We start from the raw sequence: 16,871 nt of genomic DNA on the forward strand, positions 1-16,871 counted from the left end.
GCCGCAAAAACCGGCCGCGAACTACCCTTTCTTGAAGCCGACGAGGAAGCCGCCGGAGAAGCCAGCCGAGATGGAGAGCGTCGAGAGGATAGTCGAAATCCAGTCCGGGGGCGCGCCGGTCGCGGCGTCCTGGGTCGCGCTCACGAGGCCGCCGGTGAGACGTTCCCAGTCGACGGTGATGATGCCCCGTGATTCGAGGAATTTGAACACGGCGAGTTCGAGGCCGACGATGACGGCGATGAGCTTTGCCACCTTCTTGGCGGCGAAGCCGATGATGCCGCCGACGACGGCCCCGCTTCCGAATTCGAGACCGAGTTGTTGTGGGTCGATGCTCAGTTGCAAGGGGTCCATACGCCGAACATCCTGCGCGTTCATATAAGTGATTTGTGGGGCGGATACCTCACAGTGAGCGGACACGACGCTCGCGAAAGCGACAGTGACTGTCACACGAATGCAAGGAGGAAGCCCACGGCTTTAGCCGTGGGAGGAATCCGACAACCCTCGAAACAATCCACTCAGTGGGTGATAACCTACAAGGCTCAGCCCGTGGTATCACTCGTATGGACGTGGAGGTGTCGAGCACCCATCTCGTCGTATGAGTCTGCCCGAGGGGGGCTTAAGTGCCTCCGCCGGCTAGGGTACACCGACACAGTGCAGGCGAGATACCAGACGAACGGGGGACGGCGATGACTCGCGTCGTCGTCGCGAAGCGCGTCGACAGGGGAGACGCCGACCTCTCCGAGATAACCGACCTCGCGCGAGCGGCCGGCTACGACGTCGTCGCGAGCCTCACGCAAACTCGTGACGAAGACCCCGCGTACCACTTCGGTGAAGGGAAAGCCGAGGAGTTAGCGTCGCTCGTCGCGCGCGAAGACGCCGGGGCGGTCGTCATCGACAACCGACTGGGCCCGTACCAGACGTACAACATCGCCCAGAAGCTTCCGACCGACACCGAGGTCGTCGACCGCTTTACGCTCATCCTCGAAATCTTCGGACAGCGAGCGAGCACGCGCAAGGCGCAGTTGCAGGTCGAGTTGGCCGAGTTGCGCTACGAACTGCCGCGCGCCGAGGCGAAGGCGTCGCTGGCGAAGCGCGACGAACGCCCCGGGTTCATGGGACTCGGCGAGTACGACGAGAGCCGCGAGCGCGACATCAAAGCGCAGATTTCGCGCATCAAGAACGAACTCGACTCCATCGCCGAGAAAGAAGAGACGCGGCGCGAACAGCGCCGGGAGTCGGGCTTCGACCTCGTGGCGCTCGCCGGCTATACGAACGCCGGGAAGTCGACGCTCATGCAGCGTCTCGCGGCGGACCTCGAAGTCGGGGAGAACGAGGACCTCCACCCCGACCTCGACCCGACCGCCGAGTCACAGGACAAACTGTTTACGACGCTCGGGACGACGACGCGCCGGGCCGAGACCGGCAAGCGAGACGTCCTTCTGACCGACACTGTCGGATTCATTTCGAACCTTCCACACTGGCTGGTCGAGTCGTTCAAGTCGACGCTCGATTCGGTCTACCGTGCCGACCTCGTCCTCCTCGTCGTGGACGCGTCGGAACCGCTCGAAGCGATGCGGGAGAAACTCGTCACGAGCCACGACACGCTCTACGAGCGCAACGAGGCCCCCATCGTGACCGTGTTCAACAAGGTGGACAAAGTCGACGACGAGGAACTCGAAGAAAAGCGCGCGGCGCTGTCGGCGCTCGCGCCGAATCCGGTTCCCGTCTCGGGGCTGACCGGCGAGAACATCGCAGAGTTGACCGAGCGCGTCGAGCGCGCGTTGCCTGCATGGGAAGAAGAACGGCTCTTGCTTCCGATGGCGGACGACACGATGAGCCTCGTCTCGTGGCTCTACGACCACGCACACGTCGAAAGCGAGGAGTACGAAGGCGAACAGGTGCTCGTCGAGTTCGAAGCGCGACCGGAAATCGTCGAGAAGGCGCGGGCGAAGGCCTCGTCGCTGTCTGCTGCGCCGAACTAGCGATACCGAGTCTACTTTTCAAAAAAGCGGCGTCGAAGAGTTGTTTCTCGCTCGACCGAGACGGTGGGTGGTTAGTCGCGCCAGACGCGCGCAGCCACCAGTGCGAGTGCGGCCAGTGCGACAGTCACTCCGAATCCGGGTGCGTCACTCTGGGTCGTCGAAGTCGCCGTCGGCTGCTGCGTCTCGGTGACGGTCGTCGCGGCCGAAGACGTGGTCGTCTCAGTCTGTTCCGCGGCGTCTTCGCCCGACTCGGCCGTCGTCTCGGTGCCGGCGTCTGCCGACTGGGCCGAGATGGCGAACACCGAGAAGCCCGGCGTCACGGCGGCGTAGCGGTCACCGCCGAGGTGGGTCGTCTCCAGCGTCTGCCACTCGCCGTCGTGGTAGCGAGACAGCGTCACGTCTGCCGGGTCCGTTCCGGACTGTTCGAGTCGCTCCGCCGGAACCGTGAACGTAATCGTCGCGTCCTCGATGTCGTCGTCGGTCGTTCCAGAGAGGTCGATTTGCAGGTAGCCGACGACTTCCGTACTCGACTCGCCATCGTCCGACTCGGCACCCGTGAACTCGGGCGTTCCGTCGGGGGCTTCGTCAGCGGAACTGACTGAGACGCCCATCTCCGGAGCCTCCGACGAGAGGTTGAGGTCGAGTTGCGAGACCGACGGTCGCGTGTCGTTCGATGCGCCTGCGGTCGCGTTCGCGCTCGTCGCGTTCGTCGCCGATTCGTTCGTGGTCGTGCCGTTCGTGGTCGTCTCGTTGCTGGACGTGTTCGACGCGTTGTTCAGGTCTTCGAGGTCGATGCGAACCGTCTCGTCCGAGGAGGCGTTGGTGAGCGTCACCGTCGTCTCCTCGCCGGTGGTCGAGGCGGTCGCGGTTTCCGCGCCCGAGACGGACGTACTCGCGTCGACTTCGGTGGTCGAACTCGTGTCGTCAGTCTCGTCGCCGGTGGTCGTCGTGGTGTCTGCGTCGTCGTCACTGTCGTCGTCATCACCGTCGTCGCTCGAAGAGGACGACGGGCTCGAACCGGACGACGGCGACGACCCCGAAGACGACGAGGAATCGTCCGACCCGGAGTCGCTTCCGGAGTCCGGCGCTAAGTTGACCTGTCCTGCAGAGTAGTGGATGTCGAAGCCGACGTCGATACTGCCGTCGGAGTTCGACTGGGCGTTGACCGACTTGTTCTCGCCCTCGTAATCCGCAGAGAGGTCGGACGGCGACGACACGCCCCACTGGTTGAGCAGCGCCGACGGGAGCGTCGCTTCGAACCGTCCCGTGTTGTTGTCGCCGTTGATGGTCTTGTGCGGTCCGGCGACTTCGACTTCCAACTGTCCCGCCGTGTCGTTGTATCTCGGCGGCGTGAACGCCTGTGCGTCGGTGGCGACGACGAGGCCAGACATGTTCGGATTGAACGTCTGGACGCTGTCGTTCGAGACGAACGCGAGCGAGAACATCGGCTTGAACGCTTCAGTCGCCTTGTCCTCGTTCGACGAGAGCGTCTCCCAGTCACTCACACCGGACGCGTTACTGGTGTACTGCGACTCGATTGGGTTCGCCGTGACGTTCACCTCGTAGTACGAGGACTTGTTCGTCACGTTCATCGAGACGTTCTGTGCCGTCGCGATGAGGACACCGGGCTCGTAGGAGTGGTTGACATGGAGCGTCATCTTGACTCTCGATTCGTTCGTGAGGCCGGTTCCAGAGAGGTTCTGCGGCCACGTCTTCTGGTAGTCGTTGAGGTCGAACTGGAGCAGTCCGCCTTGTCCAGACGGCGGAGCGACAGACGTGTCCACATTCGAGGAATTCTCTGGTCCGGAGACGACGCTCCACCCCTGAACGGTCGCGAGGTCATCGACAGTGACCGTGACGGGCGTCTCGTTGCCGACGCTGAGTTGGTACGACCCGGCCGTGTACGAACTCGAATACGACACCATGACGCTCACGGTGCGCTCGCTGTTCGGTTGGACTTCGAACGTGCTACTGTTGAGCGCCTCGTAGCCGCCCGATTGCGGGTACACGTGAACCGTGTAGTTCTGTGCGGTCCCGCCGGTGTTGTTCAGCGTGACGTTCACCGGGTACGACCGACCTTTGAACAGCGGGTCGTCGTCGACGGTGTACGATTCGAGCGTGACGTCGTTCGTCACGTTCACCGAGAAGCGGTCCTTCGCGACGGGGTTGAGCGACGCCCACTGCATCGAGTCGTCGATGACCGCCGCGCGGACGCGGAACTCGCCTGCTGCGGTCTTCGCGGGCAGCGTGAACGTCGCGGAGCCGTCGAGCGTGCTCAGCGAGTTGTTGTAGTCGATGACGCCGTTCGGGCCACGGAGCGTGAGATTCGCGTTGTCGGTCGTGACCGAGCCAGTGACGTTGTACTGGACGGTCACGTCAACCGTCGAGCCGGTGGTCGTCGACTGGTCCGAGACGGTGACGCTCGGCGAGGAGGAACCGGAGCCACCGCCGCCAGAACTGTTGACTTGCACGCTGGTCGTCGTCTCGTTGTTGAGCGTGAGTTGTTGCGTCGTGCCCGCAGCCGACGAGCCGTAGGCGACCGAGAGATTGACCGAGGTCGTCGTCCCGCCCGAAAGCGTCTCAGTCGTATTGTTCATCGGCGTCGTGTTCCCCAGCTGTCCGTAGACGCGCGCGTCGAACGTCTCGGAGACGCCGCCGGTGTTGTTCAGCGTGGCGTTGACCCAGAACGTCTCACCGGCGTCGACTGCGCTCTCGGAGACGCTGTACGACTCGATTGTGACGTTCCCCCCGGAGTCGACGACGAACGTCTGCGAGACGAGTCCTTCCATCGAAGAACTGTTGTACGTCGTCGCTGTGAGCCGCTTTGCCCCCGTGTTGAGCGTCCCATCAGCGATAGACATCGTCGTCGAATCGACGAGCGGCGGGCTACTGGAGTTCGACACCAGCGTCCCTCCCGTGGCCGGGTCGACGACGCTGACGACCAAGTCCGATTGGTCGACGGCCCCTGTCAGATTGTACGCGACCCCGATGTCGGTCGCTTGCCCCGGCGTGATTGTCGTCTGTGCCTGTGCTTTGATTTCGGGCGACGACGCTGGTGCCGTCAACCCGGCGGCGGCCGTCACCATCGCTCCGAGCGGAACGACTGACGTGACGACCACGAGCGCCACCAATAATGTCAGAATGTTATCCTTGTCCCCTGCCATGCGGACGTGTATCTAGACCAAATTAATAAAACTGACTTCAACAGAGTCAAAATTGATATCGAGAGAGCGGGTGAGGAGGCCATTACGGGCAATTAGAGCTGTCGTATGCTGCTGTATTCAAAGAAAATAATATATCCGATGCTCGGCGAGCACGACCGACTACGAATGTTTCTCTTTCCGTATCACTTTGATATCTGACATCTTCGTCCCCGGGTACTGTCCGTCGTCGTCTTTCTCGGCTGCCTTGACCATGTCCCAGACCACGTTGAGACCGGTCGTGACGCCTTCCAGTGCCTCCATCTCACACCCAGTCTTTCCGGTCGTCTCGACGGTGACCGAGAGCGTGACTGCGTCGTCGCCGATGTCGAAGTTGGTGTCGACGTTGGTGATGGGAATCTGGTGGCACATCGGAATCGTCTCCCACGTGTGTTTGACCGCCTGAATCGCGCCGATACGGGCGGTTGCGAGCACGTCGCCCTTTCCGATTTGGTCGTCGCGAATCGCCCGAACCGTAGACTCGCTGAGGTGAATCGTCCCGCGGGCGACCGCGCGGCGGTGTGTGTCGGGTTTCGCGCCGACGTCGACCATCTGGACGTTTCCGTCGTCGTCGACGTGTGTCAGGTCGTCTTGGGTGGCAGCGTCGCCCGGTTCGGCGGGACCGTCTTGCGGGGTCGCATCGTCTTCTCTCGTCATTCGTCCACCTCCAGTCCGGCAGGCACGCGTTCCAGAACGTCGGTCGCGACGAGTCCACCACCGAACTCCTCGACTGCAACGTCACCCGCACGGCCGTTTACGTACGCGCCGACCGCGGCGGCGTCGAGAGGCGGGAGCACGCACGCGAGCGCGCCGGTCACGCCTGCGAGCACGTCGCCGGTACCTCCGACGGTCATTCCCGGGTTGCCGGTGCGATTGACGCGTACGTCGTCACCGTCCGAAACGATGTCGTAGGCTCCCTTGACGAGGAGCACGTGCCCGAGTTCTCCCGCGAAGTCGCGGACGAGGTCGCTTCGGTCGTTCCAGTCGTCCGCTGTCTCGCCGCCCATCTTCTGCAACTCACCCTGATGAGGCGTGCAGATGAGCGTCGCGTCGGTGTCAACCTCGGGAACGACCTGCAACGCGTCGGCGTCGAGGACTGCTGTTCCGTCGAAATCGGCGAGGAAAGCACCGACTGCGTCGAGAGTCGCATCGGCGTCGCCCAACCCGGGGCCGAAGACGACGACGTCGCGGTCGGCGGCGAGTTCGAGGAGGTCAGGAACGTGGTCGGGCGTGAGGTGGTCGCCCGAGAAGCCAGAGACGATGAGGTTCTCCGAGTATCCCTGAATCTCGCGGGCGACGTGTTCGGGCGCTGCGACGCGCGCGAGGTCGGCACCGGCGCGGAGTGCGGCCTGTGCAGCGAGTGCGGGCGCGCCAGTGTACGGGCCGCCACCGACGACCAGCACGTCGCCGTGGTCGCCTTTGTGACTCTGTGAGTCGCGTCCGAGCGCGAGGAGGTCGCCGGGGCCGGTAAACAACTCGGCAGCGTCCGGGATGCCGATGTCGGCGACCGCCACCTCGCAGTCGAGCGCGTCGAGGCCGGGTTTGTCGTCGTGGAAGGTGACGACGTGGTCGGCCGCGACGGCGACGCCTTCGGCCTCGCCCGTGTCGGCATCGACACCCGAGGGAACGTCCACAGCGAGCACTGTCGCGTCGGTATCGTTGATTGCTCGCGCAGCGGTTGCTTCAGGCTCGCGGAGCGCACCCGTGACGCCGGTTCCGAGCATCGCGTCGATAACCACGTCCGGGTCGCCGAGGTCGAGGTCGTCCGAGTCGGTGATGGTCCGCAGGTCGGCTTCGGCGGCGACGAGCGCGTCCCAATTCTCGCGGGCGATGTCGGTCGAGATGGTTTCGGGACGGCCGAGTAGGTGAACCGTTACGTCGTATGCTTTCAGGAACCGGGCTGTGACGAGGGCGTCGCCCCCGTTGTTGCCGCGCCCGGCGACGATAGCGACCGTGCAACCGGGTTCTGCGAGGTCGCGACACGCCCGAGCGACGGCGTTCCCACTCGACTCCATGAGCTGTTTCCGCGGGACGCCGAGGGATTCGGCGTTCAGGTCGACCGCGGCCATGCGTCGACTCGTAATCATGTAGTGGTGTTCGGCCGGTCCCGCGTTACCGTTTGTGGTCCGGGACCACGCCCCGGGAGCGTCCAGATTCGCAACGTTTGACTCGCCCCCGTCTGAATCGGGGGTAGTGACTCGCCGCCTCTTCGGAACTCTCTGCGGACTCGTCTTCCTCGTCAACTTCGGTCGCGTGGCATTTCCGCCGCTGGTCGAGACCCTTCAGACCCAGTTCGGCGTTGGACCGGCGACAATCGGTATCGTGACCAGTCTCGTGTGGTTGGGGACGGCGCTGCCGCGCATCCCGGTCGGCTATCTGCTCACCCGCATTCCGCGTCATCGCGTCGTCCTCGCCTCGGGGACGTTACTCGTGCTCGCGTCGGCGTTCACCGCGAGCGCGACGTCGATTCCGATGCTTCAGGTCGGCGCGTTCGCCATCGGCGTTGCCTCCGGTGCGTACTTCGTCTCCGCGGTGCCGCTCATCGGCGAGTTGTTCCCGGAGCGCGTCGGCCGCATGGTCGGCATCCACGGCACCGCCAGCCAAGTCGCGGCCGTGGTCGCCGCGCCAATCGTCGTCGCCATCCTCGCCGCCTTCTCGTGGCGCGAGACGTTCTGGGCGCTCTCTGTCGTTGCGGCGGCCGTGACGCTGCTTCTCTTTGTCGTCTCCCGCGACGGGAGCATGGACGCGGCGACCGGTGCAGACCGGAACTTCATGGCCGCACTCGCGCACTGGAAAGTCATCCTCACGGGTATCCTCCTCATCGCGCCCGCGGGATTCATCTGGCAGGGCCTGTTCAACTTCTTCGTCTCCTATATGACGCATGCCAAGAGCTTCGACCCGACGACGGCGAGTACGATGCTCACTATCGTCTTCGCTGCTGGCGTTCCGGCGTTTTCGCTGTCGGGGCGACTCGCCGACAAACTCCCGCACGTGCCCTACATCTTCGCGCTTCTCGTCGCCTTCTCGGGTGCGTTAGTCGCGCTGACGTTCGCACAGGGCTTTCTCGCCGTGGCCGTCGTCATCGCAATCCTCGGGTACGTCATCCACAGCCTGTTCCCCGCACTGGACACGTTCATGCTCTCGTCGCTCCCGAGCGACGTTCGCGGGAGCGCCTACGCAATCTTCAGCGGCGCGGCGCTCCTCTTGGAAGCCAACGGGAGCGGGGCTGTCGGGTTCCTGACCGAGGCGAACTACGGATTCGAGTTCATCTTCCAGACGCTCGCGGGTGCGCTCATCGTGGCTGTCGTCCTGCTGTCTGTCCTTTACGCCGCCGACCGACTACCGGGAGTACAACGGAAAACGAGGCCGTCTACGTAGGACTCCGAAACGGTTTACTACCTTCACTTCATTTGGCTGATATTGTGTCAGGGTTGTTACCGTCTGACGGCGACGTCGATGTCGGTGGTGAGGGGTCGCCGCGTGTCCATTTATTCGACGACGAGGAGACGGAGGAACTCATCGGAAGTCTCTCCTGTGCGACCGCGCGGGAGATACTGTCGAGTCTACACGAGTCGCCCGCGACGGCGGCGGAACTCGCCGACTCGGTCGATACGTCGATTCAGAACGTGCGCCACCACCTCGGGAACCTCGAAGACGCCGAGTTGGTCCAACTCGCCGGAACGCGGTACTCGGAGAAAGGTCGAGAGATGAAAGTGTACGCGCCGACCGACGACCCGTTCGTCGTCTGTGTCGGCGGCGTCGACGACGACGGTGCGAGAGAAGGCATCGTCGACGCCATCGAGTCCTTTTTAGAGTAGTTCGGGCGGCGAGGAAGCGGCACCCCCACCACCGCCGAACGTTCAAATACGAAACCGCGGCCAGTCACCGACATCCCTATGGCCGTCCCAAGTGGACCTGAGAGCGTGACCTGGCAGGAGGTGTTCGGCCACCCGGAGGCGTATCCGGAACAAGCCGACGGAATCGAGACTGCGATAGCGACCGCCCGAGACGACGGCTTCACGGTCGTCGAAGGAGCCTGCGGGACTGGCAAGACGATGCTGGCGCTCACCGCGGGTATCGAACTCGTGCGCGACCCCGACTCCGACTACGACCGCGTGGTCGTCCTCACGAGCGTCAAACAGCAACTCCGGCAGTTCGAAGCCGACCTCCGAACCATCAACGAGAACCTTCCCGACGAGTGGAAACCCGTCTCCGGCCTCACGCTCGTCGGGAAAGCAGACGTCTGTCCGTACAGCAGAGAGCGCTGCGGCGGCATCGACGAATCGACCGTCTACGACCGGTGTGACGGCCTCCGCGACCGGACACGTGGCCTCGTCGGCGACGGCGGCCGCACCAGCGCGGAAGCACTGGCGAAAGACGCCCGCGAACAGCAGACCGGACTCCTCGACACTGGCTCGTCGGCGGCCGGCCCGTCGTATCTCGAAACCGCGGGCGACCCGACGCCGTACCCGAAGTCGATGCCCGAATACGAGGACGTGGAGTACTGCCCGTTCTATGCGAACTTCCTCGCCGACCTCCCCGAAGACGGTGACCCCGTCGAGGCAGTCCCCTTCGAGTTCGACGACGTGGGCCACATCACGCCCGACGACCTCGTCTCGCTGGCCGCCGGTGCTGGCTCGTGTCCGCACTCCGTGATGGGCGCGCTGTTGCCCCACATCGAGGTCGTCGTCGGCAACTACTACCACGCCTTCGACCCGACGACGGTCGGCACGTTCACCGGCCCGCTCGTCGACGACTCGACGTTCGTCATCTGCGACGAGGCGCACATGCTCGAACCCCGGGTCCGCGACCTCGTCTCGGTCGGGGTCGGCGACCGAACCCTCCGCGACGCCGAAAGCGAGTACACCCGCGTCATCCAGCCCGTCGAGTTCGACGACGCGGGCAAGTCCACCGCCGACGCGGACCTCGTCCGCGGCGAGTTGCAGGAAGCCGACGTGACGCTCCGCGAACTGAAGGAGACGCGAGACTTCATCCGCGACCTCCGCGAGGAACTCGACCGCCGCGTGACCGCTTACCTCGACACCGAGTACGTCGGCTGGCGCGCCGACGTGACCGAACTCGACGACGAGGAGATTCCGCTCCGAGACCCCGAAGAACCCGGCGTGGACGAACTCACCGAGTGGGCCGAGGAAAACGGCTACGACGAGGGGACGTGGGTCCGGGCGGAAGCCACGGGGTCCGCGGTCGCTCGCATCCTCGACTCGGTCGAAGAGGAAGACAAGCGCCGTGCTGCACCCGCCGCAGGGCGCGCACTCGCTACGTGGGCCTACGCCGACCACGAGCGCTACTTCCGCGAAATCGACCTCGAACGGACGTGGGACGAGATGGAACCGGCCGAGTCGTGGCGGCGGGCCTACAACGCCCACCTCTCGGTCCACAACTGCGTCCCCGGCGAGGCAATCGCCGAGCGCCTCGCCGACTTCGGCGGCGGTGTGCTCATGAGCGCGACACTCGAACCGCTCGACGTGTTCCGGCGCGTCACCGGTCTCGACTCCCTCGTGGACGACGGCCGCCCGGTTGCCGAGCGAACCTACGGTCTCGGCTTCCCGGAAGAGAACCGCGCCAGTTTCGCCGTCGACGTACCGAAGTTCACCCACAGCAACCGCGGCGCGCCGGGCGAGGAAAACGAGACGCGACTGGCTCACGCCGATGCCGCGGTCGAAGTCTGTCGGCGCTCGGCCGGAAACGTCCTCGTCGGGATGCCCAACTACGCCGAAGCGGAGTGGATGGCCGGCATCCTCGACGAGCGCGTCGACCGACCGGTCCTCCTCGACGAATCGTCCGACGACGGGGCGACCGAGGACCTCAAGAGCGACTTCTTCGGCGGCGAGGCGAAAGTCCTCGTGACGAGCCTCCGCGGAACGCTGACCGAGGGCGTCGATTACAGCGGCGACCGCCTCTCGGCCGCCGTCGTTTGCGGCGTCCCACTCATCAACACGTCGTCGCCGCGGACGCGGGCGGTGATGACGGCCTACGACAGAGAGTTCGGCGATGGGTTCGAAACCGCGTTGACCGTCCCGGCCGTCCGAAAGGCTCGGCAGGCGCTCGGCCGCGTCATCCGAGGGTGGGACGAAGTCGGCGTTCGCGTCCTCGTAGACGCGCGCTACGCCCGCGACTCGTGGAACGGGGTGCGCGAATACTTCCCGGAAGAAGAGCGCGAGGAGTTCCGCCCGGTCAGTCCGGACATGCTCGGGTTCGCCCTCGACCAGTTCTGGTCGGGCGTCGAGTAGCCCGCGGCGGCTCTCGAAACGAGTCTATCGCTCGTCGTCCCAGTCGTCCCGACACGCGTCGTCGCAGAAGTGTCGCTGTCGTGTCTCCCCGTCGTCGACCCACGTGACGACGCGGTGGCTCGGGCTGTTCACGATTGGGTCGCCGCAGGTCGCACACGTCGGGGCGTCGGCTGGGTCTACGTCCTCTTCTAAGTCAGATGTCGGGTCCACCATCGACACGCATGTGGCGTGGCCGCGTACTTGAAGCCGACTCCGGCGGCAGAAGTCGCCCACCGGAAATCGAAACCGACCGCCGTTTCCGACGACGAACCGGAGAGACCGGAAGAACCAGAGAAACCGGACGAATCGCCACCTGCGACTATGTTTCGCACACCTCCGTACCCCTCGGAAACGTGCTTGTCCCACGAGGTATTGGCAATCTGTACCACACTTAGTGAAAGTTATGTAAGCACCGTCGCCTCTGTACATGCGACGGCGAATGTCCGAAATGCCCGCTCACCAAGATTCGGTTGCAGGGACTACAGACCACTTCGGTTCGGAGGCGGACGAGGAGTGCTTCCTTCACAGCGTCGTCGTAAACTACCGAGACGGCTCCGACCAAGTGACCGTCTACCCGCGGCGAGACAGTTGCTGCGACCAAATCGAGGCGTGGCTCACGGCCGACGCCGACGCCTTCGTCTCACTCGAAGAGATGCGGTGACCGGACGCGACGCCGGGTGCTGAAGGCGTCGACTCGGCGTGGTCAGTCCGTAAATTCCGCGTCCGAGAGGGTCTTCTGTACCGCTTCTTCACCGACAGCCGCCGCCAGCGCCTCGAAGCCTGCGCGTTCGGCCCGGCCGCGGGCGTTCGCCACCAACCGCGAGACGATGAACTCCGGCGTGGACTTGCCGACGGTGCCGAACCGCGGCTGGTAGTCGACGCGGAGTTCGAGCGACTCGGTCAGTCCTTCTGCGAAGATGCCGTCGATGCGCGCCTCGGGCGGGAGCGGGCTCAGCTCGTCTGCGAGGTGCGTCACGTAGACGCCGAAGGCGTCGCGTTCGACGGTGAGGTTCACCAGTCCGTTGAGCAGGTCGGCCGCGCGACCCGGCTCGGTGATTGCCTCGAACTCGTCGACGAGCATCATCGTCCGGCCATCACCCGAAAGCGGTGGCACGATGGACTTGAGCGTCGATTCGAGGACGCCGGCGTTGAAGCTCGCGTGCCGACGGTGGAACACGAGCGCGTCGAATCGGCCGACGACCGCCGATTCGGCGGGGACCGGAAGCCCCATCGACGCGAGGATAGCCACCTGCGAGAGCGTCTCCAACAGCGTCGTCTTCCCACCGCTGTTCGCCCCGGTGAGGACCGAGACGCGGTCGCCACTCGGCGGGACGACGCCCGACGGACACGAGAGGTCGTGCTCCCCGACGGCGTAGGAGACGGGCTGTGGGTCGTCGAGAAAGAGGTTTCGCGCGCCGCACACTGCCAACCCCGTCTCGGAGAGCGTGGGTTCCGACAGGTCGTACTCGTCGGCGAACCGGGCGAGCGACAGCGACAGCGCCACGTCGTCGACCACTTCGACAGCGACGTCCACGTCGTCGCGAGCGGCCCAGATGCGGTCCCGAAGTTCCTCGGCGACGGTCTCTTCTCGCGCGTCCACGTCGGCTTCGAGTTCGTCCACGAGCGCTCGAAGCGACGTACTCACGAAGTCGGCCGCGTCGCGGGCGTCGGCGGCAGCAGCCGATTCGACTTCGCCGCGCGAGAGGTCAGTCTCGTGGGCGACGTACTCGACGAACGCGGCTCGGAAGTCGTCGAGCGAGCGCACGCCGCGTTCCTGAATCGTTTCGAGCACGTCGAAGGCGCTGGATTCGAGCGATTGCAGTGTCTCCAGTCGGTCGCGCATCCGGTCGAGTCTGTCGTCTGCCCCGGGTTCGACCGAGCCGTCGGCGGAGACGTAGCCGAGAGCACCGAGCGCATCGCGGAGCGCATCGGGGTCAGCTTCGTCCAGCGCCTCGAACGTCTCTCCACGGAGCCCGGCGTCACGAAGTTCGAGCGCCGTTTTGACCGCGGCGCGTTCGGTCTCGCCGGCCTCGTCGTAGGCGTCGAAGGCCGCTTTCACGGCAGTCCGCGCTTCGTCGTCGAGTCTGTCCCACGCGTCGCGGGCTGCGAGCACTCGGTCGAGTCGCTCGCGGCGGGCCTCGATTGTCGGCAGCGGCGTCAACACGCGAATTCGGTCGGCGGCGTGGTCGGTCACGGCGCACTCGCTTGCGAGCGTGAGCAAGTCGTCGTAGACATCTCTGGCGTCACGCGTCGCAAGCGCGTCGATACCGCTTTTCCCGTTCGCTCGCCGGAGAATACGCACTGCTCGCCCGCGGGTGACTCCCGCGTCCACCAGCGCACGAACGTCGGCCGACTCGATGGCGGCAACCGCGCCCTCCCTGCCGAGTGCCGATTCCAAGCGGGCCGACGTTTTCGGGCCGACCCCCCAGTAGTCTTCGAGTCGCATACCGGCCGGTCACACTGACGTGTCTTAGGTCATCCGTCGTGCGGTCGTACGAGCGAGGAGAAGGGTTAGTTCGAAGCGACGCGCTGGTCCGTTCCTGTGGAGTCTGTTCTGTTGGGTGGCTCCAACAGAGACTGACCCGGCACAGTGGTGGTGTCGCGTCCCAGATTGTGCGCCGCACACGTCGCGAGCGCAGTCGTGAGTGTTCGAACTGCGATTTCGTGGTCTGCACGGCACGACCTGAGCGCCATCGGTCCGACTTCGAGTCGGTTGTACGCTTTCACGTCGTCCCGTGTGGCAATCCCCTCTTCGAGGAAGTCCGACGCGATTTCGACGAGCAGTGTGTGCATGTGGATTAGTTCGTTTTTCTTCATGAGCCACACATACGTGCTCATCTGGCGTAAAACCGGCGGTAAAGCGTATATTTAGTCTTTAATCTGCTTCGACTAGGAATGAATGTATGTCCGATAGACACGTAGAAAATATATCTGTTGGTCGGAATAACACGCAATTTCGGGCAAATTAATCAATATATAACGCTGGTTGACGATTCTAATTCGTTCCTATCGTTCCACAGACGCTCGGCTCGGCGGGTGAGTGTTCGAAGGGAGTAGGGTTGGGCAGGGACACGTCCCCACGAGAACAAGGGGGGAGTTTCTCGGTGAGGACGTGCGGGCACGACGTGACCGGGAGGGTCACTGTGTCCACCTTATTGAATGGACGCAACCGTAGTAATTCCAGCACCTATTCAATTAGGGACTGCCTCGCGGCGTCGGGAAACGCACAAGGTGGCAGAGCACACGAGTGCAGGTATGCGACCACAAGGACGTGACTGTCAGCCGGAGGTCGCTGCCAGATGACAGATACACACTCGACGATGAACGACGACTCACCGGAACGAAACGCCGACGCGTCCGACCAACTCGACGTACTTTCTGCGGTCACTGCGGCTCTCACGGACGTGACCGAGCGCATCGGTTCCGTGTCGGCCCGCGAGGACATCGACCATCCGGTCTGTGACCGCCTCGTCGGGGCAGACGCGATTCGCTTCGTATGGAGTGGTGTCGTCGACGAAGCGGGACGTCGGGTTCACCCGCTCGCGTGGGCGGGGACCGACCCCGACGCGCTGGACTTGGACACAAGTTCGTCGTCGCCGTCGTCCACGCCCGTAGAGTCGGCAGCTGCCGTTCAGGAGGCGCTCCAGACAGAGACAGTCGTACTCGTCGAGTCGCTCTCTGAAACGCCTGTGTCGGCGGACGAAGCATTCGAGTCAGGACACTCGGTTGCGGTGGTTCCGCTGGCTGACGACGGCCGTACGTACGGTGTCATCGTCGTCGAGGCCGACGACGCTGTCTTCACGTCCGACGTAACCGAGGCACTTCGAAATCTCGGCCGTGCCGTGGCTCACGGCATCCGCTCGGCGGATTGCAGCGCATCCGAATCGAACGCAGGACAGCCTTCGACGGCACTCCAACGCCAACGCGAGGCGTTCGAGCGAATCGTCGCCGACATCGAAGAGTACGCACTCTTTCGGCTCGACGCATCCGGACACGTCGAGAGTTGGAACCGCGGTGCTGAGGCCATCAAAGGCTACTCGGCAGACGAGATACTCGGCAGCCACGTCAGAACGTTCTACACCGAAGCAGACCGCGACCGTGGGCTTCCGGAGCAGTTACTCGACGAAGCACGAGAGAACGGGCGGGCCGAAGACGAAGGCTGGCGCGTCCGGGCCGACGGCACCCGATTCTGGGCGTCGGTCGTCGTCAACGCGTTGACCGACGAGAACGGAACCGTCCGCGGCTTTGCGAAGGTGACTCGCGACATGACGAACAGAAAGCGTCGCGAGCGGCACTTAGACGCCGTGTTCAACAGCACGTTCCAGTTCATGGGATTGCTCGACACCGAGGGGACGGTGCTCCGTGTGAACGACGCAGCGTTAGAACTGGTCGAGGAGTCACGCGAGGAAATCATCGGTCGCCCGGCGTGGGAGACGCCGTGGTGGCAGGGCAACGACGAGCGCGTCGCGTCACTCAAAGACGCCATCGAACGGGCCTCGTCGGGCGAGTTCGTCAAATACGAGGTCGACATCGACACCACCCAGTGTGACGACGACCGCCCGGTGACGATAGACTTCTCGTTGACACCCGTCTACGACGACGACGGTGACGTCTCTCTCGTCGTCCCCGAAGGCCACGACATCACCGTTCGAAAAGAGCGAGCGCGCGAACTCCGCCGTGAACAGGAGCGACTCGAGTTCGTCAATCGCGTCATCCGTCACAATCTCCTGAACGGTCTCAACGTGGTCGGTGCGCGGGCGGACATCCTCGGGGATTTCGTCGACGACGCTGGCCGCACGCACCTCGACACCATCCAAAACCGGGTCGACGAGATGACGGACCTCGTCGGGACCATGCGGACGTTTATGAACGTCATCGTCGAGGACGAACAACACGAGTTCGAAGCGCGGTCGGTTTCGGAGACTGTCGAAGACTGCGTCACAGCGGCCCGAGACGACTATCCCGACGCGACGATTTCGGTCGGCTCGATTCCGGAAATTTCGGTGTGGGCCGACGAGTTACTCGACGAAGTGGTCGACCAACTCCTGGCGAACGCGATTCAGCACAACGACACCCCCCATCCGACAGTCACGCTCGACGTCGCAGCAGGCGACAAAACTGTCGAACTCCGCGTCTCGGACGACGGACCGGGCATCCCTGACGAGGAAAAGCACAAGATAGTCGACAAGCGCATCGAGGACCTGTCGAATCCGAGCAGTGGGTTCGGCCTGTTTCTCGTTCGGGAAATCGTCGAGGGGTACGGCGGCGACGTCCGAATCGAAGACAACGACCCCGAGGGGTCGACGTTCGTCGTGGAACTTCCACGCCCGTAGGCATTCTTCGCCTGTAGGCATTCCTCGTGCGTAGACCTTCCACACTCGTAACCCTCCCTCGTCCGT

The 16,871-nt window shown here is 64.1% G+C and carries 13 protein-coding genes; 6 read left to right on the forward strand and 7 right to left on the reverse strand.

Going from position 1 to position 16,871, the window contains the following annotated elements; all coding sequences use genetic code 11:
• Nucleotides 1–21: 21 nt before the first annotated feature.
• A complete protein-coding gene (locus KU306_RS11600) occupies nucleotides 22–351 on the reverse strand; it encodes an FUN14 domain-containing protein (protein ID WP_007539889.1) in 330 nt (109 codons plus the stop codon).
• Between the two features lie 335 nt (nucleotides 352–686).
• Here KU306_RS11600 and hflX point away from each other — a divergent pair, with 335 nt between their 5' ends.
• Entirely contained in the window at nucleotides 687–1,982 is a 1,296-nt protein-coding gene (hflX, locus tag KU306_RS11605) for a GTPase HflX (protein ID WP_007539891.1), read from the forward strand.
• Between the two features lie 71 nt (nucleotides 1,983–2,053).
• Here the strand turns inward: hflX and KU306_RS11610 are convergent, their stop codons facing one another.
• The 3 genes from KU306_RS11610 to KU306_RS11620 all read right to left on the reverse strand — a co-directional run bounded on the left by KU306_RS11610 (nucleotide 2,054) and on the right by KU306_RS11620 (nucleotide 7,269).
• Nucleotides 2,054–5,146 (reverse strand): PGF-pre-PGF domain-containing protein, encoded by a 3,093-nt coding sequence (locus KU306_RS11610; RefSeq protein WP_258302007.1) that lies wholly within the window; start codon nucleotides 5,144–5,146, stop codon nucleotides 2,054–2,056.
• A gap of 159 nt (nucleotides 5,147–5,305) precedes the next feature.
• Nucleotides 5,306–5,839 carry a cyclic pyranopterin monophosphate synthase MoaC gene (gene moaC / locus KU306_RS11615; RefSeq protein WP_258302008.1) on the reverse strand — a complete coding sequence of 178 codons (534 nt, stop codon included), beginning with the start codon at nucleotides 5,837–5,839 and terminating at the stop codon, nucleotides 5,306–5,308.
• The gene (locus tag KU306_RS11620) at nucleotides 5,836–7,269 is read right to left on the reverse strand and encodes an NAD(P)H-hydrate dehydratase (protein ID WP_258302009.1); all 1,434 of its coding nucleotides are present in this window, start codon (nucleotides 7,267–7,269) and stop codon (nucleotides 5,836–5,838) included. The genes moaC and KU306_RS11620 overlap by 4 nt, the downstream gene beginning before the upstream one ends.
• A gap of 106 nt (nucleotides 7,270–7,375) precedes the next feature.
• On the opposite strand from KU306_RS11620, the gene KU306_RS11625 reads away from it, so the two are divergent.
• The 3 genes from KU306_RS11625 to KU306_RS11635 all read left to right on the forward strand — a co-directional run bounded on the left by KU306_RS11625 (nucleotide 7,376) and on the right by KU306_RS11635 (nucleotide 11,433).
• Nucleotides 7,376–8,560, forward strand: coding sequence for an MFS transporter (locus KU306_RS11625; RefSeq protein WP_258302010.1), 1,185 nt, complete (start codon nucleotides 7,376–7,378; stop codon nucleotides 8,558–8,560).
• 44 nt (nucleotides 8,561–8,604) lie between these two features.
• Nucleotides 8,605–9,000: an ArsR/SmtB family transcription factor gene (locus KU306_RS11630; RefSeq protein ID WP_049918579.1), complete on the forward strand. Its 396-nt coding sequence runs from the start codon at nucleotides 8,605–8,607 to the stop codon at nucleotides 8,998–9,000.
• Nucleotides 9,001–9,078: 78 nt separating this feature from the next.
• Nucleotides 9,079–11,433 carry an ATP-dependent DNA helicase gene (locus tag KU306_RS11635; protein ID WP_258302011.1) on the forward strand — a complete coding sequence of 785 codons (2,355 nt, stop codon included), beginning with the start codon at nucleotides 9,079–9,081 and terminating at the stop codon, nucleotides 11,431–11,433.
• Nucleotides 11,434–11,457: 24 nt separating this feature from the next.
• Here the strand turns inward: KU306_RS11635 and KU306_RS11640 are convergent, their stop codons facing one another.
• Nucleotides 11,458–11,646, reverse strand: coding sequence for a DUF7576 family protein (locus KU306_RS11640; protein ID WP_074792451.1), 189 nt, complete (start codon nucleotides 11,644–11,646; stop codon nucleotides 11,458–11,460).
• 265 nt (nucleotides 11,647–11,911) lie between these two features.
• On the opposite strand from KU306_RS11640, the gene KU306_RS11645 reads away from it, so the two are divergent.
• A complete protein-coding gene (locus tag KU306_RS11645) occupies nucleotides 11,912–12,133 on the forward strand; it encodes a DUF7511 domain-containing protein (protein WP_007539899.1) in 222 nt (73 codons plus the stop codon).
• Nucleotides 12,134–12,175: 42 nt separating this feature from the next.
• Here KU306_RS11645 and KU306_RS11650 read toward each other — a convergent pair whose 3' ends face one another.
• On the reverse strand, nucleotides 12,176–13,918 hold the full coding sequence (locus KU306_RS11650; RefSeq protein WP_258302012.1) for a P-loop NTPase family protein: 1,743 nt from the start codon (nucleotides 13,916–13,918) through the stop codon (nucleotides 12,176–12,178).
• A gap of 65 nt (nucleotides 13,919–13,983) precedes the next feature.
• The gene (locus KU306_RS11655) at nucleotides 13,984–14,289 is read right to left on the reverse strand and encodes a UPF0058 family protein (protein WP_007539901.1); all 306 of its coding nucleotides are present in this window, start codon (nucleotides 14,287–14,289) and stop codon (nucleotides 13,984–13,986) included.
• Nucleotides 14,290–14,771: 482 nt separating this feature from the next.
• Here KU306_RS11655 and KU306_RS11660 point away from each other — a divergent pair, with 482 nt between their 5' ends.
• On the forward strand, nucleotides 14,772–16,805 hold the full coding sequence (locus tag KU306_RS11660; RefSeq protein WP_425499525.1) for a sensor histidine kinase: 2,034 nt from the start codon (nucleotides 14,772–14,774) through the stop codon (nucleotides 16,803–16,805).
• The last annotated feature ends 66 nt before the right edge of the window (nucleotides 16,806–16,871 follow it).

It is taken from the genome of Haloferax larsenii (assembly GCF_024730625.1).
Classification (GTDB): domain Archaea; phylum Halobacteriota; class Halobacteria; order Halobacteriales; family Haloferacaceae; genus Haloferax; species Haloferax larsenii.